This is a genomic window from Salinicola sp. CR57 (genome assembly GCF_003206585.1).
Taxonomy (GTDB): domain Bacteria; phylum Pseudomonadota; class Gammaproteobacteria; order Pseudomonadales; family Halomonadaceae; genus Salinicola; species Salinicola lusitanus.
The window spans coordinates 92,801-112,667 of the sequence record NZ_PZJL01000007.1; the positions used below are offsets into that span (position 1 = coordinate 92,801).

19 protein-coding genes are annotated in these 19,867 nt (G+C 64.7%); 15 read left to right on the top strand and 4 right to left on the bottom strand.

Annotation, left to right across the window (positions count from 1 at the left end; genetic code table 11):
• Nucleotides 1–25 precede the first annotated feature (25 nt).
• The 4 genes from DOM56_RS13240 (at nt 26) to DOM56_RS13255 (ending at nt 4,029) form a co-directional block, all read left to right on the top strand.
• Nucleotides 26–712, top strand: coding sequence for a 2-dehydro-3-deoxy-6-phosphogalactonate aldolase (locus tag DOM56_RS13240; RefSeq protein WP_110602985.1), 687 nt, complete (start codon nt 26–28; stop codon nt 710–712).
• On the top strand, nt 709–1,689 hold the full coding sequence (locus DOM56_RS13245; RefSeq protein WP_110709518.1) for a 2-dehydro-3-deoxygalactonokinase: 981 nt from the start codon (nt 709–711) through the stop codon (nt 1,687–1,689). Before DOM56_RS13240 ends, DOM56_RS13245 begins: the two co-directional genes overlap by 4 nt.
• 183 nt (nt 1,690–1,872) lie before the next feature.
• Nucleotides 1,873–2,739 carry an HAD-IIB family hydrolase gene (locus tag DOM56_RS13250; protein WP_110709520.1) on the top strand — a complete coding sequence of 289 codons (867 nt, stop codon included), beginning with the start codon at nt 1,873–1,875 and terminating at the stop codon, nt 2,737–2,739.
• 69 nt (nt 2,740–2,808) lie between these two features.
• Nucleotides 2,809–4,029, top strand: coding sequence for a glycosyl transferase (locus tag DOM56_RS13255; RefSeq protein WP_110709523.1), 1,221 nt, complete (start codon nt 2,809–2,811; stop codon nt 4,027–4,029).
• Nucleotides 4,030–4,110: 81 nt separating this feature from the next.
• Here the strand turns inward: DOM56_RS13255 and DOM56_RS13260 are convergent, their stop codons facing one another.
• A complete protein-coding gene (locus DOM56_RS13260) occupies nt 4,111–5,916 on the bottom strand; it encodes a sugar phosphorylase (protein ID WP_110709525.1) in 1,806 nt (601 codons plus the stop codon).
• Nucleotides 5,917–6,159: 243 nt separating this feature from the next.
• On the opposite strand from DOM56_RS13260, the gene nrdR reads away from it, so the two are divergent.
• The 11 genes from nrdR (at nt 6,160) to DOM56_RS13310 (ending at nt 16,918) form a co-directional block, all read left to right on the top strand.
• A complete protein-coding gene (gene nrdR / locus DOM56_RS13265; RefSeq protein ID WP_110602993.1) occupies nt 6,160–6,648 on the top strand; it encodes a transcriptional regulator NrdR in 489 nt (162 codons plus the stop codon).
• A 59-nt stretch (nt 6,649–6,707) separates the two neighbouring features.
• Nucleotides 6,708–7,856, top strand: coding sequence for a bifunctional diaminohydroxyphosphoribosylaminopyrimidine deaminase/5-amino-6-(5-phosphoribosylamino)uracil reductase RibD (gene ribD, locus DOM56_RS13270; protein WP_110709527.1), 1,149 nt, complete (start codon nt 6,708–6,710; stop codon nt 7,854–7,856).
• Between the two features lie 142 nt (nt 7,857–7,998).
• Entirely contained in the window at nt 7,999–9,132 is a 1,134-nt protein-coding gene (gene ribBA / locus DOM56_RS13275; RefSeq protein ID WP_110709529.1) for a bifunctional 3,4-dihydroxy-2-butanone-4-phosphate synthase/GTP cyclohydrolase II, read from the top strand.
• A gap of 170 nt (nt 9,133–9,302) precedes the next feature.
• Nucleotides 9,303–9,785 carry a 6,7-dimethyl-8-ribityllumazine synthase gene (gene ribE, locus DOM56_RS13280; RefSeq protein ID WP_110709533.1) on the top strand — a complete coding sequence of 161 codons (483 nt, stop codon included), beginning with the start codon at nt 9,303–9,305 and terminating at the stop codon, nt 9,783–9,785.
• The gene (gene nusB / locus DOM56_RS13285; RefSeq protein WP_110709534.1) at nt 9,782–10,282 is read left to right on the top strand and encodes a transcription antitermination factor NusB; all 501 of its coding nucleotides are present in this window, start codon (nt 9,782–9,784) and stop codon (nt 10,280–10,282) included. The genes ribE and nusB overlap by 4 nt, the downstream gene beginning before the upstream one ends.
• A 16-nt stretch (nt 10,283–10,298) precedes the next feature.
• Nucleotides 10,299–11,255, top strand: coding sequence for a thiamine-phosphate kinase (gene thiL / locus DOM56_RS13290; RefSeq protein ID WP_232822290.1), 957 nt, complete (start codon nt 10,299–10,301; stop codon nt 11,253–11,255).
• Nucleotides 11,252–11,725, top strand: a complete 474-nt coding sequence (locus DOM56_RS13295) for a phosphatidylglycerophosphatase A (protein ID WP_110603005.1) — start codon at nt 11,252–11,254, stop codon at nt 11,723–11,725. The genes thiL and DOM56_RS13295 overlap by 4 nt, the downstream gene beginning before the upstream one ends.
• 256 nt (nt 11,726–11,981) lie before the next feature.
• A complete protein-coding gene (locus DOM56_RS13300) occupies nt 11,982–13,307 on the top strand; it encodes a DUF945 family protein (protein WP_110709538.1) in 1,326 nt (441 codons plus the stop codon).
• 146 nt (nt 13,308–13,453) lie between these two features.
• Entirely contained in the window at nt 13,454–15,880 is a 2,427-nt protein-coding gene (gene lon, locus DOM56_RS13305) for an endopeptidase La (protein WP_110709748.1), read from the top strand.
• A gap of 89 nt (nt 15,881–15,969) precedes the next feature.
• On the top strand, nt 15,970–16,173 hold the full coding sequence (locus tag DOM56_RS19720) for a hypothetical protein (RefSeq protein WP_110603008.1): 204 nt from the start codon (nt 15,970–15,972) through the stop codon (nt 16,171–16,173).
• A gap of 127 nt (nt 16,174–16,300) precedes the next feature.
• On the top strand, nt 16,301–16,918 hold the full coding sequence (locus tag DOM56_RS13310; protein WP_110709540.1) for a LysE family translocator: 618 nt from the start codon (nt 16,301–16,303) through the stop codon (nt 16,916–16,918).
• Between the two features lie 22 nt (nt 16,919–16,940).
• On the opposite strand, the gene DOM56_RS13315 is transcribed toward DOM56_RS13310, so the two are convergent.
• From DOM56_RS13315 to DOM56_RS13325, 3 genes are all read right to left on the bottom strand, one after another.
• Nucleotides 16,941–17,597 carry an epoxyqueuosine reductase QueH gene (locus DOM56_RS13315; RefSeq protein ID WP_110709749.1) on the bottom strand — a complete coding sequence of 219 codons (657 nt, stop codon included), beginning with the start codon at nt 17,595–17,597 and terminating at the stop codon, nt 16,941–16,943.
• Between the two features lie 84 nt (nt 17,598–17,681).
• A complete protein-coding gene (locus DOM56_RS13320; RefSeq protein WP_110709542.1) occupies nt 17,682–18,596 on the bottom strand; it encodes a DMT family transporter in 915 nt (304 codons plus the stop codon).
• Between the two features lie 106 nt (nt 18,597–18,702).
• A complete protein-coding gene (locus DOM56_RS13325; RefSeq protein ID WP_110709544.1) occupies nt 18,703–19,470 on the bottom strand; it encodes an SDR family NAD(P)-dependent oxidoreductase in 768 nt (255 codons plus the stop codon).
• Between the last annotated feature and the right edge of the window lie 397 nt (nt 19,471–19,867).

Sequence of the window (19,867 nt, forward strand, 5' to 3'; positions counted from 1 at the left end):
GACTGGCCGAAACGAGGAGAGAGAAATGAACGAGACACGCAAATTCGCCCTGGAGGCGGCGCTGCGCGAACGGCCGTTGGTGGCGATCCTGCGCGGGATCACGCCGGAAGAGATCGACGCCGTGTTCGACGCACTGGTGGCGGCGGGGTTCAAGCTGATCGAGATCCCGCTCAACTCCCCGCGGGCGTGGGACAGCATCGCCGCGATCGCCAGGCGCTGTCCGGACGATGTCGTGATCGGGGCGGGCACGGTGCTGGACCCGATGCACGCCGAGCGGCTGGCCGATCTCGATGCGCCGCTGCTGATCACACCCAATACCGACCCGGAGGTGATTCGGGCCGGTGTCGAGCACGGCCTGGCACCGATGATCGGCTGCATGACGCCGAGCGAGGCGCTGGCCGCGGCCAAGGCCGGGGCGACGGCGCTCAAGCTGTTCCCGGCGGCACGCCTGGGCACGGGCTACTTCAAGGATATCAGTGCGATCCTGCCCAAGGGCCTGCCGGTGCTGGCGGTCGGCGGCATCGACAAGAGCAACATGAGCGAGTGGCACGCCTTCGGGGTGGCCGGCTTCGGCTTCGGCAGCAACCTCTACAAGCCGGGACGCAAGGCGGCGGAAGTCGGCGAGATCGCGGCCGAGCTGGTCGCGGAGTGGCGTCGGCTGCTCGAAGTCGCGCACCACGCGGAGCAGATGGAACGCGAGGCAGATGCATGAGTAGCGAGGCACCGGCGCGCCTGATCGTCATCGACTGGGGAACCAGCAACTTCCGCGCCTTTCTGGTCGACACCGCCAGCGGCGAGGTGCAGGACAGCCGGCGGTCGGCCTCCGGCCTGCGCGCGCTGACTCAGAGCGAATTCCCCCACTACTGCGCGTCGCAGACCGACGACTGGCGGGAGGGCGGCGGCGCGGCCTCGGGCGTTGAAGGCGCGGCTTCGGGCGCTAAGGGCGCGGCTTCGGGCGCTGAGAAAATCCCGGTCTACCTGGCCGGCATGGTCGGTTCCGCGCGGGGCTGGCACGAGGCGCCGCAACTGGAACTCCCAATCTCCGCCGCCGATCTGGCCCAGAACGTGGTCGCCGCACCGGGCCTCGACAACGTCTGGATCGTGCCGGGGGTCAAGCAGGTGACCCCGGCCCACGTCGACGTGATGCGCGGGGAGGAGGTTCAGGCCTTTGGTGCCCTGGCGCTTGCTGGCGTGGACGGTGGCGACTGCTGCCTGCCGGGTACCCACAGCAAGTGGGCGCGCCTCGATGCCGGCCGCATGACGGCGTTTACCACCATGATGACCGGCGAGCTCTACCACGCGGTGCGTTTCCACACCCTGCCGGGAGAGCCGGCTCGTGAAGACGCGCCGTTCGACGAGGGCGCGTTTCGCCTCGGCGTTTCCCGCGCCGGCTGCCCCGGGGGCGTGATGCATGCCCTCTTCGAAGCCCGCAGCCGCCATCTCTACGCCGGGCTCGAATCGCCGCAGATCGGCAGCTTTCTTTCCGGCGTCTTGATCGGCGAGGAGGTGAGGGCCATGCAAGCGGCTCGTCGCGAGCTCGACAAGGTGTATCTCGTCGGTGCCGATTCGCTGCGGCAGAGTTATACCCTGGCGCTGGAGGCCTCCGGGATCGCGGTCGAAGCGATCGATAGCGATCGCGCGACCCTGGCCGGCGTCATCGCGATCGCGGCAAGACACGCCCGCGACTGATACCCACCGTCCCGCGAGCCATCAGCGCACCAAAACGGTGCGCTGTCGCCCGCGCCCATGGCCCGACAGCAGCGCCGAGGAGCCGTCGTGTTTGGCACGATACGTGCTACCTTCACCTATACGACTGCCGACAAGCAGCCGATCGCGTACGACATGACGAGGTGATGCGATGCGGGTGAAGCCATGACACAGCCGACCTTGAACAAGCCACCGTTGCTGGTGTTCACCGATCTCGACGGGTCGTTACTGGACCACGATACCTACGACTGGCAGCCTGCCGCCTCGTGGCTGCAGCGTCTCGAGCAGCGGGCGATCCCGGTCATTCCCACCACCAGCAAGACCCGTGCCGAACTGCTGGCTCTCCGTCAGGAGCTGGGGCTGGAGCAGACACCCTTCATCGCCGAGAACGGCGCCGTAATCGGCCTGCCGCCAGCCTGGCAGCATGCGCGACTGGATCGCGATCCGGCCTCGCCGGACGGCCTGGTGGTCAAGACCCCGAGCATGGATGTCGACTTCATCCGGCGCCGTCTGGATGTGGTGCGCGAGCGCCATGGCCTGCGCTTCCGCCGAATGGGGGAGATGGACCTGGCCGAGGTTCGGGAACTCACGGGGCTCAGTGCTGCCGGTGCCGAGCAGGCTATGTGTCGTGAAGGGAGCGAACCGCTGGTCTGGGAAGACGACGACACCAAACTGCAAGCTTTGCATGAGACGCTGCGCGTCGATGGCCTGCGCCTGACCAGAGGCGGGCGTTTCTGGCATGTCATGGGCGCGGTCGACAAGGGACAGGCCGCCGAATGGCTGCTGGCCCGGTTCGAGTCGTTGCGTGGCTATCGGCCGAGGACGCTGGGTCTCGGTGATGGGCCCAACGATCTGGCGCTGCTGTCGACGACGGACATGGCCGTGATCATTGCCGCCCATCATGGCCAACCGATGACCCTAGAGAGTGCCCGGGTCTATCGAACGCAAGCGCGGGGGCCGGCCGGTTGGTCGGAGGGTGTCGAGCACTGGCTGGCCCAGGAACCGGGATGGGAGAGTGGCGAGCCGCAGTAGTCGAAGATATCGACCTGATGACAGGCGTCACGGATCGACGCCAAAACGACAATACGAAGAGGGCGCTTCATGAGTGATTTTTATCAGAACGGTATCATTACCAATTTCCACAACCTGACGCGGCGCTCGGTGGAAGCCCTGGAGAACGATCTCAAGCAGTTCTCGCGCACCCGGCCAATGGGGCTGATTCTGCCATCGCTCTACTCCGAGCTGGAGGGGCCGGCGCTCTCGCACATCGTCGACGAGCTGTGCAAGGTGCCTTATCTCAGCGAAATCGTCATCGGTCTCGATCGCGCCGATCGCGAGCAGTTTCTCAAGGCACGGGAGTTCTTCTCGCGCCTGCCTCAGCACCACCGCATCCTGTGGAACGACGGCCCACGACTCCAGGCCCTCCAGCAGGAGCTGGCGCAGGAGAACCTGGCGCCCCTGGAGCCGGGCAAGGGCTGCAACGTCTGGTACTGCTCCGGTTACGTCCGCGCATCCGGCAAGGCCGAGGCGGTCGCGCTCCACGACTGCGATATCGTCACCTACGACCGCGGCCTCCTGGCGCGGTTGATCTACCCGGTTGCCAACCCGCGCTTCCACTACGAGTTCTGCAAGGGCTACTACTCCCGAATCGCCTCCGGCAAGCTCAACGGCCGGGTGGCGCGGTTGATGGTCACGCCGCTGATCCGGGCCTTCAAGATGATCTACGGGCCGCTGCCTTACCTCGACTACCTCGACAGCTACCGCTATCCGCTATCCGGCGAATTCTCCATGCGCGCCGACGTGCTCGACGGCATTCGCATTCCCAGCGACTGGGGCCTGGAGATCGGCGTGCTCTCCGAGGTTCACCGGAACTTCTCGACCAAGCGCCTGTGCCAGGTGGATATCGCCGACGCCTACGACCACAAGCATCAGCCGGTCTCCGAGGAGGACCCCAGCGGCGGGCTCAACCGTATGAGCATGGACATCGCCAAGGCGATGTATCGCAAACTGGCGACGCTCGGCGTGGAGATGAGCGTCGAGAGCTTCCGTACGGTCAAGGCCACCTACTATCGCGTGGCGCTGGACCTGATCGAGGCCTACGACCACGATGCCGCCATGAACGGGCTCAAACTGGACCGTCACAGTGAAGAGGCCGCCGTGGAGCTGTTCGCCGACAATATCATGCAGGCTGGCGCCGCCTTCTTCGAATCCCCGCGGGACAAGCCTTTCATTCCCAGCTGGAACCGGGTCCAGGCGGCGATTCCCGACCTCCAGGACCGGCTGTTCGAAGCGGTGGAGCTGGATAACGCAGGAGAGGTGTAGGCGGGATGCGTGCGCTTGCCGGGGGTTGGGCCACGGCCGGCGAGAGTCGAACCGACTCTCACCGGCCATCGCGGGAACCGCTCAGGGCTGGACCAGCCACAGGCTGCGGTAGGGCCGCAGGATGTCGCGCTCGTCGGGATGCGGGCTCCAGCGCTTGCCATCCTTGAGCACGTCGTACCACTCGCCACCGTTCAGCTCGTCGATCTCCAGCGGCTGGCGCGTGTCACTGATATTGTAGATCGCCAGCAGGCGGCGCCCGTTGGAGAGCGGTCCGCGTTCGATGGCGAAGATGCCGGGCGGCGTGTCGAGCACTCGCTGAGCGGCTTCGGGATGAAAGCAGGGCTCGTTGGCGCGAATGTTGAGTCGTCGCTTCAGCGAGGTGAACGCCTCGCGGGTCGGCGTGCTGCGGCTGTCGATGAGTTCGTCGAGCTCCTCCTTGGGCCAGCGTCGACGGTTGATCGAGCGCAGTTTGCCACTGCGTTCCACGCCGCCGTGGTCGTTGAGGGTCGCGGTCAGGCTATGAAAATAGACGCCGGGTATCCCCTGTAGCGCCAGCATCAGGTTCTGGCTGCAGAGGAAACGCTCGACCTGCCACGCGTCGGCGCCGCGACGCGTCCCCTTCATTGCGTCGTAGTAGGTGATGTTGATCTCGTAGGGCGAGTCGCTACCGTCGGCGTTGGTCTTCATGCTGACGTAGCCGCCGAAGCGGTGCATCAGTTCGAGCATGATCTCCAGTTCGTGAGATGGCAGCAGACCCTCGAGGGCCCTGACGCCGATACCGTCGTGGCTGGCGGTGAAGTTGAAGTAGGTACAGCCCGGTGGCAGCGTCGGCAGGCTGCGCGCCCAGTCGGCCAGCGTGGTGGCGTCTCCGCTGGTCAGCGTGTGTACCAGCAGAGGCGGTAGCGTGAACTGGTAGATCATGTGCGCTTCGTCGGGCATCGACGGCGATTCGTCGTCGTGGCCCTCGGCCTGAGGCTCCGGAGCCAGGCGTTCCAGACCGAAGTAGCTCATGTTCTCTTGATGTGGCACGTTGGTCTCGGTGATCAGCAGCGTTCCCGGTGCCATGAAGTCGAGAATCGCCCGCAGCAGGCGGACGATGGCGTGCGTCTGGGGCAGATGCACACAGGGGGTACCAACCTCCTTCCACAGGTAGGTGATGGCGTCGAGGCGAATGATGCGCGCGCCCTGCTGGACGTAATAGAGCAGGATGCCGATGAATTCGAGCAGTACGTCCGGATTGGCGAAATTGAGGTCGATCTGGTCTTCGGAGAAGGTCGCCCACAGGTGGCGTGTTCCGCGACGTGTCGATACCGGCACCAGGAGAGGCGAATTGCGTGGCCGCGTGACCATGGAGAGATCCGTCTCCGGGTCCATCTCGATGAAGTAGTCGCGCCCCGGCTGCGTGCCCGAGAGGTAGTCGATGAACCAGAGTGAATCGCGCGAGACATGATTGATGACGAGATCGACCATCAAGTCCACTCGCGAGGCGAGCCGGCGGATATCCTGCCAGTCTCCGAGCTTGGGGTTCACCTCGCGATAATGGATCACCGAAAAGCCGTCGTCGCTGCTCCAGGGGAAGAACGGCAGGATATGCAGGCCACTGAACGTCCCGTTCAGACGAGTGGCGAGAAAGTCATCCATTACCTCGAGTGGCGGCCGTTCTCCATCGATGATGGTGTCGCCATAAGTGATCAAAATCTGATCGCGCTCACTCCAGGTGGGGCGTGGCAAGGTATCCAGTGCACTGCGTTGGTGCATCAGCAACGTCATCAGGCGTCGCATGATCTCGTCGCGGCGGGGTCCATATACCTCTTCCAGGCGCGCGCTGGCGCGGGCCATGAAGGCTTCCTCGGAAAGGGCGGGATAATTCGCGGCACGACTGGGCATGGGCGATTCCTTGGTATCGGCGGTTGACGTACGCGGCCTGGGATTCAAGGCTTCGTTGTTAAGGATTGTCACAACATCCTTGCAGAAGATGGGCCAACATCAAAATCGCCAAGGTTTTTCCGCGTGTTTCCGCTATGTTGCCCAAACCGGTACACTCTGCTCTCTCATACGGCACCGTTACCGCATTCATCAACAAGAGGGGCGATTACGCTCATCGCCCACGCTGACAGGTAGATCCCGACGATGCATTGCCCTTTCTGTGGTACGCACGATACCAAGGTGACCGACTCCCGGCTGGTGGCCGAGGGGGATCAGGTGCGGCGTCGTCGTCAGTGCGCGGAGTGTGGAGAGCGCTTCACCACCTATGAAACCGCCGAGCTGGTGATGCCGCGGGTGGTCAAGTCCGATGGCTCCCGCGAGAGCTTCGACGAGCAGAAGATGCGTGCGGGCATGGCGCGTGCGCTGGAGAAACGTCCCGTCAGCGTGGAGTCGTTCGAGGCAGCGGTGGAACGGATTCGCCAGCGGCTGCGCGCCAGAGGCGACCGGGAAGTGGAGGCGCGAGACGTGGGTGAGGAAGTCATGGAGACGCTGCAGCGTCTCGATCACGTGGCTTACATTCGTTTCGCTTCCGTCTACCGCCGTTTCCAGGATCTCGACGAATTTCGTGCCGAGATCGATCGGTTGTCCCAGGAGCCGAGTCTCTCGTCGGGTGACGAGGGCGGCCAGGGCTGAGTCGACGCCTGTCCCGTCGCTATCGTCCCCTCGCTTTCCCTCCCATCGAGCGAGCCTTCATGTCCTCATCTAATCTCGAACCCCTCTCCCAGGAATCCTGCATGGACCGGGCGATCCAGCTTGCCTGGCAGGGTCGCTACAGCTGTGATCCCAACCCTCGGGTCGGCTGCGTGCTGGTCAAGGACGGCCGGATTGTCGGGGAGGGCTTTCACGTCCGGGCCGGCGAGCCTCACGCCGAGATCAACGCGCTGCGGATGGCCGGCGAGGCAGCTCGAGGAGCGACCGCCTACGTCACCCTCGAGCCCTGTTCGCATACTGGCCGTACCGGACCTTGCAGCCTGGCCTTGATCGAGGCGGGCGTGATCCGGGTCGTCGCGGCAATGGAAGATCCCAACCCGCAGGTATCAGGTCGGGGCTTCGCGATGCTGCGCGATGCGGGCATCGAAGTCGCCGTGGGGCTGCGGGAAGAAGCTGCCAGCCAGCTCAATCCCGGTTTCATCCGCCGCATGCGTGAAGGGTTGCCTAGGGTCACGTTGAAGATGGCGATGAGTCTGGACGGCCGTACGGCGATGGCGGACGGGGAGTCCCAGTGGATCACCGGTCCGGCCGCGCGGCGCCAGGTTCAGCGACTACGGGCCGAGTCCAGCGCGGTTCTGACCGGCGTCGAATCGATCATCTTCGACGACTCCCGGCTGACGGTGCGGGCCGAGCAGCTCGGCCTGGACGACGCCGAATCCATCGCCCGTCGCCAGCCGTTGCGGGTGGTCCTGGACAGTCATCTGCGCATGCCGCTGGCCGCGGCATGCCTGAGCGAGCCCGGGCGAACGCTGGTGTTCACGGTTCACACGGAGGTTAGCGAGCGGCGTCGCAGGCTCGAAGCCGCTGGCGCCGAGGTCGTGGTGATGCCCGCCAATGCCGAGGGGCGCGTGGAGTTCACCGCGCTGCTGCGTCATCTCGCCACCCAGGAAGCCTGCAACGAGGTGCTGGTCGAGACCGGTGCCACGCTGGCCGGCGCACTGCTCGAGGCCGATTGTGTCGACCGGCTGGAACTGTTCATGGCGGCCACGCTACTGGGCAGCGAGGCACGGCCGCTGTTCGCGTTGCCGGGGCTGGCGACAATGAGCCAGCAGCGGCGGCTGAAGATCGACGATATCCGGGCGCTGGGTGACGACTGGCGCATCTCGGCACGCCCGCTCAGGGAGCGCTGAGCCTGGCGGAACGGGGGCGTCGTCAGTCGCGCGCTGTGTCACCAGCACCCGACAGTAGCGTCCGCGTCCCGCGACAGGTAGGCTGTGCCGCATCGACCCCTGGTGGTTTCAGTAGACGGCGGTTTCATTGGACGAATCATCAATGACGACAGCGCAATCGAATCAGTTGGCCGGCATCGATGTCCTGTTGGAAGAGATCCGGCAGGGCAGGATGGTCATCCTGATGGATGACGAGGATCGCGAGAACGAGGGCGACATCATCATGGCGGCCGAGTGTGTCGAGGCCAGCCACATCAATTTCATGGCCCGCCACGCTCGTGGCCTGATCTGCCAGCCGATGTCGAGATCGCGCTGCCAGCAGTTGAAGCTGCCGCTGATGGTCAGCGACAACGGCTCCGGCTACGGCACCAAGTTCACTGTCTCCATCGAGGCCGCCAAGGGAGTCTCCACCGGCATCTCGGCGGCTGACCGCGCCCTGACGGTCAGGGCCGCGGCGGCCCGTGGCGCCAAGCCGGAAGACATCGTCCAGCCGGGTCATATCTTCCCGCTGATGGCGGAGCCGGGGGGCGTGCTTCGCCGTGCCGGCCATACCGAGGCAGCCTGCGACCTGGCCGCCATGGCCGGTTTCGAAGCGACGGGTGTGATCTGCGAGATCATGAACGACGACGGCACCATGGCGCGGCGGCCGGCGCTGGAGCGGTTCGCGGCGGAGCACGACATCAAGATCGGTACCATTGCCGATCTGATCCACTATCGCATGCTCAACGAGCGTACCGTCGATGCCATCGAGCAGATGCCGGTGCGAACGGCCTTCGGCGACATGACGATGCATGTCTTCCACGACAACGTTCAGGACAGACATCACCTGGCGCTGGTCAAAGGGCAGCCCTCACGGCATACGCCGACGACGGTGCGGGTGCATGGCGGCGATACCCTTCGCGATCTGCTGGCACTGTGCCGGGCGGACAGCCACTGGACAGCCCACACGGCACTGGCCGAGATCGGCCGGGCGGAGTCGGGCGTGTTCGTGCTGCTGGATGATGCGCGCCCGCCAGGCGACTTCAAGCAGCAGCTCGACGATGTCCTGGGGCGGGGAGCGTCGCCGCGCAACAGCGCCACCGACGGGGCGGGGAATTTCCTCTCCATCGGCACCGGGGCGCAGATTCTGCGTCAGCTCGGTGTCGGCAAGATGCGACTGTTGAGCTCGCCGTGGCGTTTCTCGGCGCTCTCCGGTTTCGATCTCGAGGTGGTCGAGCTGGTCAGCGGCGACGCCTGACCGAGATTCGAGTCACCGTTCGTGTGAGCGTGGTATGGCCGCGCGGCCATGATAAGATGGCCGGCTTCGCGCGCCGAGCGCTAGGTTCTGGCGCCGGCCAATCAGTCTGTTTTATCGCGTTCAGGTTCGAGTGAATGACGAGCCTGGCGCAGTGTATCCGGAACCCGACAATGCAACCGATCGCGCAACTGGAAGGTCAGTTCACCGATGTCGATGGCCGTTACGCCATCGTCGTGGGCCGCTTCAATCATCATGTCGTCGACAGCCTCGTCGAGGGCGCCGTCGACAGCCTGACGCGGCACGGCGTCAGTGAAGAGAACATCGAGCTGATCCACGTCCCCGGCGCCTGGGAGCTGCCGCTGGCGGTCAAGCGCGTACTTCAGGTTTCCCGGCCCGACGCCGTCGTCGCGCTGGGCGCGGTGATCCGTGGCGGCACGCCGCACTTCGAGTATGTCGCGGGCAACTGCAACTCGTCGTTGAGCAGCCTGCAGCTGGAGTTCGCGACGCCCATCGCCAATGGCGTGCTGACGGTCAACTCGATCGACCAGGCCGTCGAGCGTGCCGGCACCAAGGCCGGCAACAAAGGCACCGAGGCGGCCATGGCAGCGATGGAGATGGTATCGCTGTTCAAGCGATTGGGAGGCGAGGCATGAGCTCACCGTCACGCCAGCCGACGCCGGCCCAGGAGTCCCGCCGCGCAGCCCGGGAGCTTGCCGTCCAAGGGCTTTATCAGTGGCAGATGACCGGCAAGTCGATCACGGCCGTCGAGGCCGAGTTCCGGTCCCAGATCGCCGACGAGGATCTCGAGGATCACGAGAACTGGCACAAGGTCATGGAGATTGCCGACAAGGCGCTGTTCCACGACCTGCTCCACAACACGGCCAATAACCGCGCGGAGCTCGACGCGGCGATCGCGCCGCTGCTCGATCGGCGTCTGGAGGATCTGGACCGTATCGAGCTGGCGATTCTGCGCCTCGGCACATACGAGTTGTCTCGCCGTCCCGAGGTTCCCTACCGGGTCGTGATCAACGAAGGGGTGGAGCTGGCCAAGATATTCGGCGCCACCGACGGCCACAAATACGTCAACGGCATACTCGACAAGCTCGCCTCGCGGCTGCGGGGCGCCGAGGTCGCTGCACGCCGTCGTTGACATGAGTCGCACCTCCTTGAGCGAATTCGACCTGATCGCTCGCTACCTGTCGCGGCCCGCGGCAGCCGGGCGTAGCGATGTCGTCGTCGGCAACGGCGACGACTGCGCCGTACTGGCACTCTCCCCGGGGCAGCAGCTGGCGGTCAGCGTCGATACCTCGGTGGTCGACGTTCATTTCCCCCATGACGCACCACCCGCCGCCATTGGCCATCGCGCCCTGGCCGTGGCCTTGAGCGATCTTGCCGCGATGGGCGCGAGAGCCCGCTGGTGCTGCCTGGCGCTGACGCTTCCCGCGGCCGATCCGGCGTGGCTCGAGGCCTTCGCGGACGGCTTCCGCGAATTGGCCGAACGCAGCGGCTGCGAACTGGTCGGCGGCGATGTCACTCGCGGTGCGCTGACGATCGGTGTGACGGTCCATGGCGAAGTCCCGGCCGGACAGGCGCTGCGGCGTCGCGGAGCCCGCGAAGGCGATCTGGTCGCGGTGACCGGCTATCCCGGGCGCGCGGCCGCAGGGCTTGCCCGCTGGCAGCAGGGTGAGCGCGACCTGGAGCATCCTCTGCTCGAGGCGTATCTGCGTCCCGAGCCTCGGCTGGCGGCGGGGGAGTCGCTGAGAGGGTTGGCCACCAGCGCCATCGATATCTCCGACGGCTTGCTGGCGGATCTCCAGCATCTGCTCTCGGCCTCCGGGGTGGGCGCGCGGCTCGATCTCGAGGCGTTGCCGCTGGCGACGCCGCTACGCGCGACGCTGGAACTGGACGACGTGCGGCAGCGGGTGCTCAATGGTGGCGATGACTACGAGCTGCTGGTGACGGTGGCTGCCGCTGATCTTGCCGAGGCGCAGCGCCGCCTGGCGCCGCTCCATCTGCCGTTGACGCCGATCGGGCGAATCGTCGATGCCGAGGGCATTCACGGCATCGATTCCCGCTATCTCGAGCGTCAGGGCTGGAATCACTTTCCGGAGGTTCTCTCATGAACCGGGCTCCCGCGAGTGTCTGGCGTCGACCGACCCATTTCCTGGCTTTCGGGCTGGGCAGTGGCGCCGTACCGTTCGCGCCCGGGACTTTCGGGACGCTGGCGGCGATACCCTTCTACTGGTTGATGTCGGGTCTGCCGCTGGCGATCTACATGGGGCTGATGGGTGTGGCCACGCTGGTCGGGATCTGGCTCTGCGAGACGACCTCCCGCGATCTCGGGGTGCACGACCACTCGGGTATCGTCTGGGACGAGTTCGTGGGCTACTGGCTCACGATGGCGGCGGTACCGTTTTCCTGGGAGGCCGCGCTGTGGGGATTCGTGGTGTTCCGGGTCTTCGATATCCTCAAGCCCTGGCCGATTCGCTGGGTGGATCGCCGGGTCGCCGGGGGGATCGGCATCATGTTCGACGACATCCTGGCCGGCGTGTATGCCTGGAGCACGATGCACCTCTGGTTCTGGCTGCATTGAGCCACGAGCCACGAGCGAAACAAGGCGACGCCCCATGCAGGCCGAGTCAGTGTGGATCTAAGGAAACGCTGAATAAATTGCCGAAGGCGATGAAGGGCAAGGCGCACGGTACGCAGAGAACGGGACATAACATGGGGTTAGGCGAGTTCCGATCGGACCGGCGCACCGGTACCGCGCAACACAGCCATTCGCGCCTGTAGGCATTTAGGCAGTGGTTCCTTAACAGCGTTTCTCACGTCAACGTCTGGAGCAGTGCATGCGTAAATGGATGATCGCAGGAGCGGTCGTGATCGTGTTGGCTGGGGGCGGTTACCTGGGGGCTCAGGCCTATTCCAGCCAGCGCTTCGATAGCGAGATGGACAAGCTGGTCGCGCGGCTCGACGCTCGCCCCGACTGGAACGTCTCGCGCGAGGATGTCGACAGCGGCTGGTTCCACTCCTCGGGTCGCATCGAGGCCCGCTACGTGGCGGTAGCGCGGGACGCGGACGCCGTCTCCATCGAGGTCCCGTATCGGGCGAATCATGGCCTGCTCGAGACGACGCTGGATGGCGAAGCGCAGGTGACGGACGGCGGCGGTCAGATGCTGTTCGGCGACGTCCTCGAGAGCCAGGGGCCGATGACCTGGAGCGGGCGCTTCCTGACCCGCGAACAGAAGCTGGAGGGCCACTTCACCCTGCCGAGTTTCTCGCAGACGGTCACCGTGCCGGCACGAGAGGTCGCGGGGGAGGTGACCCCGGCCCGCGACATGCAGCTCGAGTCCGCCGAATCGACGCTCGATATCGAGCAGGTCGATGATCATGTCATGTTGAAAGGCGCGGTGCCGCGGCTGCGACTGACCGACGACCAGGCCGACGTCCTGATCGAGGGAGCGACGGTTTCCGGAACGTTCGAGGGCGATGACCAGGCTTTCCGTCAGCAGATGGCACTGACGTTCCCGACCACGACGGTCACGCCCAGCGGCAGCCCCAGCGTGATCACCCGGGATATCGGCTACACGGTGAAGGCGGCGCTCGACGCCGATCAGTTGACGATGCAGTTGAAGGCCGACCTGGGCGATACCCGGATCCAGGATCAATCGGTTTTCAGCGGCGGCTTCACGCTGGCGCTGGATCGGGTCGATGGTGACGCCTATCGGGCATTGACCAAGGCGCTGGAAGAGAATCTGACCGAGATACAGACTGCGGCCGACGCTGAGGACGACGGGGCCCTGGAGTCCGCGTTGGCGCCGCTGCAGCCGTCGATTCAGGCGCTGCTCGCGGGATCGCCACGCCTGTCGCTGGAGAGCCTGAACGCTGACAGCCCGATGCTGGGCATGAAGATGCGCGGTGAAGGGCAGCTCAGTATCGATGGCGCCGGGATCGAGGAGTGGAATCCCGAGACCATGAGCGACGCGGCGCTCGAGCGCGAGTTCGTTCGCCGCCTGCAGGGCAGCCTGACCCTCGAGGGCGCACCGGCCGTGCTGCTGATGTCGCTTGGCCTGCCGCTGGGCAGCGATCCGCTGCAGGTCGAGTTGGCGGATGGCGTCCTCGATATCGATGGTCAGCGGATACCGCTGTTGCCGCTGGCGAACGATTCGAACTGACGTTTTTCGGACGTCTGCAGGGCCGCGCTTGCGGGCGCGGCCCGATGATTTCCACGCCGATCTCCCATCGCTGACTTGAACTCCCGCCCCGGTGCCCACATCCCTTGCTCATTCGGCCAGCTTTGGCCTCGAACTCAGGGTGAATGATGAGCGAACACAACCGCGACGCCACGGACTACTTCGAAGCCAGCCAGACCGCGCCTGAAGACGACCCCCAGTCGCAGCACGCCGCCGGTGCCGTCGTCCCCTCCGGTGATTATCTGCCGGAACGAATCTACCTCCTTCCCATCCACAACCGACCTTTCTTCCCCGCCCAGGTGCAACCGCTGATCATCCAGCGCCAGCGCTGGGAGGAGACCATGAAGCGCGTCGCCAATACTCCCCATCACATGGTGGGGGTGGCGTTCGTGGGCGACGTGAGCATGGAGGAGCTGAACCCCGGCAGCTTCCCGGAGATCGGCACAGCGGTGAAGGTGCATCGCAACCAGACCGAAGAGCAGCAGATCCAGTTCATCGCTCAGGGGATGCGGCGCTTTCGCATTCACCGCTGGCTGTCGAAGACGCCGCCCTACCTGGTGGAGGTCTCCTATCCTCGCGAGCCGGTCGATGCCGAAGCGGAGGAAGCGCGCGCCTACGCGATGTCGCTGATCAACGGGATCAAGGAACTGCTCCCTATCAATCCGCTCTATGGCGAGGAGTTGAAGAGCTATCTCAACCGCTTCAGCCCGCACGAGCCGGGTCCGTTGACCGACTTCGCCGCAGCCATCACCTCCGCCAAGGGCAAGGAGCTGCAGAACGTGCTCGAGACCCTGCCGATCATGGATCGAATGCAGAAGGTGCTGCCGCTGCTGCGCAAGGAGATCGAGGTCGCCCAGCTGCAGAACCAGATCAGCGAGCAGGTCAACTCGCAGATGCAGGAGCGCCAGCGCGAGTTCTTCCTTCGCGAGCAGCTCAAGGTGATCCAGAAAGAGCTCGGTATCTCCAAGGACGATCGCGAGAGCGATGTCGATACCTTTCGTGGCCGTCTCGAGGCGCTGCAGGTGCCGGAGCGGGTTCAGGAGCGCATCGACGACGAACTGAACAAACTGTCGGTGCTGGAGACCGGTTCGCCGGAATATGGCACCACCCGCAACTATCTCGACTGGCTGACGTCGCTCCCTTGGGGGATCTCGTCGGAGGACCAGCTCGATCTCAAGCGGGCTCGCGGCGTGCTCGATCGCGATCACGACGGGTTGAACGACGTCAAGGAGCGCATCATCGAGTTCCTGGCGGAAGGTTCGTTCAAGGGTGACGTGGGTGGCTCCATTGTGCTGCTGGTCGGCCCCCCCGGGGTGGGCAAGACCTCCGTCGGCCGGTCGATCGCCGATGCCCTGGGGCGCAAGTTCTATCGTTTCTCGGTGGGCGGCATGCGCGACGAGGCGGAGATCAAGGGCCATCGCCGAACCTATATCGGTGCCATGCCGGGCAAGCTGGTGCAGGCGCTCAAGGAGGTGGAGGTCGAGAACCCGGTGATCATGCTCGACGAGATCGACAAGATGGGGCAGTCGTTCCAGGGCGATCCGGCCTCGGCGCTGCTGGAGGTGCTCGACCCAGAGCAGAACGTCGATTTCCTCGATCACTACCTCGACGTGCGTCTGGATCTCTCCAAGGTGCTGTTCGTCTGTACCGCCAACCAGCTCGACACCATTCCGGGGCCGCTGCTCGACCGCATGGAGCAGATCCGGCTGTCGGGATACATCGCCGAAGAGAAGGTGGCGATTGCCAAGCATCACCTGTGGCCGAAACTGTTGAAGCGTGACCGCATTCCCAAGAAGCGCATCAACCTAACCGATGCCGCGCTCAAGCAGGTGATCGAGGGCTACGCCCGCGAGGCCGGCGTTCGCCAGCTCGAGAAGCAGTTGCACCGGATCGTGCGCAAGGCGGCGGTCAAGATGCTCGAGCAGAACCAGGAGACGGTCAAGGTCTCGGTCAACAACCTGGAGGAGTTCCTGGGCGCGCCGCTGTTCCGCAAGGAGAAGGTACTCAAGGGCGTCGGCGTGGTCACCGGACTGGCCTGGACCGCCATGGGTGGCGCCACATTGCCGATCGAGGCGACCAAGGTGCATGCGCTGACGCGTGGCTTCAAGCTCACCGGCAAGCTGGGCGAAGTGATGCAGGAGTCGGCCAATATCGCCTACAGCTATACCCTGGGTCACCTGGGCGAGTACGGCGCCGACGCCGACTTCTTCAACGACGCCTTCGTCCACCTCCATGTGCCTGAGGGCGCCACCCCCAAGGATGGTCCTTCGGCGGGCGTGACCATGACCACGGCGCTGATGTCGCTGGCCCGGAACCAGAGCATCGACCGGCCGCTGGCGATGACCGGCGAGCTGACGCTGACCGGCCAGGTGCTACCGGTCGGCGGCATCCGCGAGAAGGTGATCGCCGCCCGGCGCAGCGAAATCTTCGAGCTGATCCTGCCGGAGGCCAACAAGCGCGATTACGACGAGTTGCCGGACTATCTCAAGGCGGGAATGACCGTGCATTTCGCCAAGGTCTACCAGGATGTCGCCAAGGTCGTGTTCGGGCGTTGAGATTGGCCGCTGGCATGCCGCACAAGGGCGTCGTGGTACGCTGAAGGTGACGCCGGCGTGACGATCGGCGAAGGAACGAGGAGCATGACGTGGTAAACGACAAGGCAATACAACGATCGCGCTGGTTGATCATGGCGACTTGGGCGGTGTTGGCGATGGTGATGCTGAGTGCCTGCAGTTACCATCCGGCACGCATCGAGTCCGAGCCCGCGGTAATCATTGGTGACGGTGATCATCGTCACGGCGACGGTGACTTCTGTCCGCCGGGGCAGGCGAAAAAAGGGAACTGCTGAGACATTCGCTGTCTCGACCGGTCACAAGCGGCGGCGCATCATGCGCCGCCGCTTGCGTTGACGGGTTGCGCTGCAGGGGCGTCAGGCCGACAATCGCGCTTCATCGCCTCCATTGTGGGTCCACGCCATGTCTCTCGAAAGTGCCGTCACCTACCTGCTGGCCATTTTCCTGTTCGCCATCACGCCGGGTCCGGGCGTGTTCGCGCTGATCGCCACGGGCATGAACGCAGGCTTTCGTCGATGCCTGCCGATGGCGGCGGGCATGATACTCAGCGACGTGCTCTATCTGCTGCTCGCGACCTTCGGCTTGGCCACCATCGCCGAGCACTGGGGGGAAGTCTTCGGCGTGATCCGGATCCTGGGAGCGCTATATCTTTTCTATCTCGGTTGGAAGTTGTGGAAAGCGCCGGTGCAAAGCGCCGAGGTGGCGTCGCCCGGTCAGTCGGGGGTTAATCTGGCCGGGGTCGCGCAGGGATTTCTTATCTCTGCCTCGAATCCCAAGGTGATCCTGTTCTATATCGCTTTTCTGCCCACGTTCGTCGACCTCGAGCGGCTCGGCGGCTCCGCCCTGGCGCTGTTGGTCGTGCTGACGGTCGCTGGCTTGATGGCAGGGCTCTGCCTGATCGCTGCCAGTGCGGCCAGAGCGCGGCGAGCCTTGCGTTCGCCCCGCGCGCAGCGCCGATTGAACCGGGGCGCCGGATCGCTGATGATCGGCGCTGGTGCGCTGCTGATAGCGAAAAGTTGACGGCGAGGGCCACCTGGCACTGTCACTCGTCGCCGCCGTAGTACTGTACGCCGAGCTTGATCAGCTCACGGCCCTGGGCCTTGCGGTGGAGGTTGGAGTCGCGCAGCGAGTAGACGCAGCCGCAATACTCCTGCTGGTAGAAACGCTCGCGCTTGCTGATCTCGATCATGCGTTTCGAGCCGCCTTTCTTGCGCCAGTTGTAATCCCAGTACTCCATCCCCTCGTAAGGCGCGGCGGCGCGGTGACCGCAGTCGTTGATCTGGTTCATGTCCTTCCAGCGCGAGATGCCGAGCGAGCTGGAAATCAGCGTATAGCCGTGCTCCTTGGCGTAGAGCGCCGTGCGTTCGAAACGCATGTCGAAGCACATGGTGCAACGAATGCCGCGCTCCGGCTCGTACTCCATTCCTTTGGCGCGGGCGAACCAGTTGTCGGTATCGTAGTCGGCATCAATGAACTCGATGTCGTGCTGCTCGGCGAAGCGGATGTTCTCCTCCTTGCGCAGCAGGTACTCCTTCTCCGGATGGATATTCGGGTTGTAGAAGAAGATCGCGTAGTCGATACCGGAGGCGTGCAGCGCTTCCATGACCTCCCCCGAGCAGGGGGCGCAGCAGGAGTGAAGCAGCAGCTTGGCGTGCCCTTTGGGCAGGTGGAGCGCCTGGCGCTCGTCGGCGGTGGACATGGTGGAATTGGCCTGATCGTGAAGCGATTGCTGAATCCCGCTCATGTTGCGTCGCGAGCCTGGTGGCGTCAACGTCGAGTCCCTTCAGCGGCGTTGGCGCCGGCCACTGACCAGGGCCACCCCGGCGGCGGCGATGGCCATGCCCAGCCAGGCAACGGGGGGCATGGCTTCGTCGATCAGCCACCATGAAAACAGTGCCGCGCAGGGCGGCACCAGGTAGAACAGGGCAGAGACCCGGGAGGCCTCGCCGCGGCGGATCATCGCCAGCAGCAGCGAGATGGCGATCAATGAGTTGCCGATGACCAGGTAGGCCAGCGATCCGACCAGCGCACCGTTCAGCTCGAGCGTGAAGTGGCCGAACAGCGCGATCAGCGGCAGGGTCGTGATCAAGCCGGTCAGATATTGGATGAGATTGGCGCTGATCGGATGGAGCGGCTCGCCAAAGCGCTTCTCGTAGAGTGTCGCACCGCTCATGCCCAACAGGGCGGCCAAGGCCAGCAACAAGCCGCCGACCGTCGTGCCCTCCACGGTGGAGCGACCGACGATGACCACCACCGCGCCCACGAAGCCCAGCAAGAAGCCGATCCAGCGCCGCCTGCCGATGGTTTCGCCCACCATCGCCGGGGCCGCGAGGGCGACCAGTATCGGCTGCAACGATACGATCAGCGCCACTACGCCGGCGGAGCTGCCGAGGGCAAAGGCGCTGTAGCAGCAGCCGAAGTAGATGGTCTGGATCAGGAAGCCGACCATCGCCTGATGACCCCACGCGGCGAGCCTGGTCGGCATCGGTGGGCGCAGCCATAGCCAGATCGGCAACATGATCAGCAGCACCAACGTGAACCGAAGCCCCAGGAACAGCAGCGGGTCGATATGCTGCGTGCCGATCTTGGCGACCGGGAATCCCAGTGACCACAGCAGCAGAAAGAGCCCCGGCGCCGTCGCGAGCCAGAGGGGCTGATGCCCGCGAGCGGGCGCCGCTGCCGTGGAGCGTTCGGTCATGTCGATCCCGTGTGGAAGGGGTGGAAACGTGGCCCACAGGCCCGCACCATCGGCCCTCCACGGAAGAGGGCTGAAGGCCGTGCCGGGATTTTCGTGCCGGGGTGTCTCAGTCTCGATCCACCGATAGACCGGCCCAGGACTGGCACACCGGCATCAGCTCGAGACGATTGATGTTGAGATGCGGTGGTAGCGTCGCGGCCAGGAACACCTGCTCGGCGACATCTTCCGGCTGGATCGGCTCGACGCCGCCATAGAGCTTGTCGTGAGCGCTCTGATCGCCCTTCATCCGGACCAGCGTGAATTCGGTTTCCGACATGCCGGGGGCAATATCGGTGACGCGAACGCCGGTGCCCTTGAGATCGCAGCGCAGGTTGTAGGAGAACTGATTGACGAACGCCTTGGAGGCGCCGTAGACATGGCTGCCGGGGTAGGGCCATAGCGCCGCGGTGGAGCTGATATTGATGATGGCTGCGCCGCGGCCGACATCGATCAGCGTCGGCAGCAGCGTGCGCGTCACGTTGACCAGACCCGTGATGTTGGTGTCGATGACCGTCTGCCAGTCGTCCAGGTTGGCCTCCTGAGCCGGGCCGGCACCCAAGGCCAGTCCGGCGTTGTTGACCAGTGCCTTCACCGCCTTGAAATCCGATGGCAGCTCCTCGACGACTCGAGCGACCGCATCCCGGTCGCGCACATCCAAGGTGGCGACATGAACCGGGACCTGGCTCTCCAACTCCTTCTTGACCGCTTCCAGGCGCTCCTGGCGGCGACCGCTGAGCACCAGTGCCCAGCCCGCTTTGGCAAAGCGATGGGCACAGGCACGCCCGAACCCCGAGGTGGCACCGGTGATGAACGCGACGGGGGATTGCTGATCCATGGTGACTCCTGATCGAAATAAGTATGGGGCGTGGAAAGAGAACCCCGGGGCGAGACGCCGAAGCGTCAGGCATGGCGTGGGTGAGCCGATGACCCGTCAGGGCGGTGGCCAAGCGTCGCTTTATGGCGACAGCATCAGGGCGTTTGTGTAAAAACGAGTGATTCCTGGCGCCGTGGCACGGTTTTCGTTGCGATGTTGTTACACTTTGACGACGATCATGACACGATCCGCGGTTACCGTCGCGGCGTGCTCCCACCCTTCGATAATAACTCTATAGCAACCCCGCGCAATCGCTTCGCTGAGCATGGGCCGTCTTTTACGGCGCCGTTTCGGGCATCGCGCTCATAGGCTTTAGACGCGCCTCGAGACCTCGTTCGTCGATCACGTCGTCAGGTAC

Bases quoted from the DNA above. Each gene is read 5' to 3' on its own strand.
- DOM56_RS13240 (WP_110602985.1), top strand. From the start codon at position 26: ATGAACGAGACACGCAAATTCGCCCTGGAGGCGGCGCTGCGCGAACGG.
- DOM56_RS13245 (WP_110709518.1), top strand. From the start codon at position 709: ATGAGTAGCGAGGCACCGGCGCGCCTGATCGTCATCGACTGGGGAACC.
- DOM56_RS13250 (WP_110709520.1), top strand. From the start codon at position 1,873: ATGACACAGCCGACCTTGAACAAGCCACCGTTGCTGGTGTTCACCGAT.
- DOM56_RS13255 (WP_110709523.1), top strand. From the start codon at position 2,809: ATGAGTGATTTTTATCAGAACGGTATCATTACCAATTTCCACAACCTG.
- DOM56_RS13260 (WP_110709525.1), bottom strand. From the start codon at position 5,916: ATGCCCAGTCGTGCCGCGAATTATCCCGCCCTTTCCGAGGAAGCCTTC.
- nrdR (WP_110602993.1), top strand. From the start codon at position 6,160: ATGCATTGCCCTTTCTGTGGTACGCACGATACCAAGGTGACCGACTCC.
- ribD (WP_110709527.1), top strand. From the start codon at position 6,708: ATGTCCTCATCTAATCTCGAACCCCTCTCCCAGGAATCCTGCATGGAC.
- ribBA (WP_110709529.1), top strand. From the start codon at position 7,999: ATGACGACAGCGCAATCGAATCAGTTGGCCGGCATCGATGTCCTGTTG.
- ribE (WP_110709533.1), top strand. From the start codon at position 9,303: ATGCAACCGATCGCGCAACTGGAAGGTCAGTTCACCGATGTCGATGGC.
- nusB (WP_110709534.1), top strand. From the start codon at position 9,782: ATGAGCTCACCGTCACGCCAGCCGACGCCGGCCCAGGAGTCCCGCCGC.
- DOM56_RS13295 (WP_110603005.1), top strand. From the start codon at position 11,252: ATGAACCGGGCTCCCGCGAGTGTCTGGCGTCGACCGACCCATTTCCTG.
- DOM56_RS13300 (WP_110709538.1), top strand. From the start codon at position 11,982: ATGCGTAAATGGATGATCGCAGGAGCGGTCGTGATCGTGTTGGCTGGG.
- lon (WP_110709748.1), top strand. From the start codon at position 13,454: ATGAGCGAACACAACCGCGACGCCACGGACTACTTCGAAGCCAGCCAG.
- DOM56_RS13310 (WP_110709540.1), top strand. From the start codon at position 16,301: ATGTCTCTCGAAAGTGCCGTCACCTACCTGCTGGCCATTTTCCTGTTC.
- DOM56_RS13315 (WP_110709749.1), bottom strand. From the start codon at position 17,597: ATGTCCACCGCCGACGAGCGCCAGGCGCTCCACCTGCCCAAAGGGCAC.
- DOM56_RS13320 (WP_110709542.1), bottom strand. From the start codon at position 18,596: ATGACCGAACGCTCCACGGCAGCGGCGCCCGCTCGCGGGCATCAGCCC.
- DOM56_RS13325 (WP_110709544.1), bottom strand. From the start codon at position 19,470: ATGGATCAGCAATCCCCCGTCGCGTTCATCACCGGTGCCACCTCGGGG.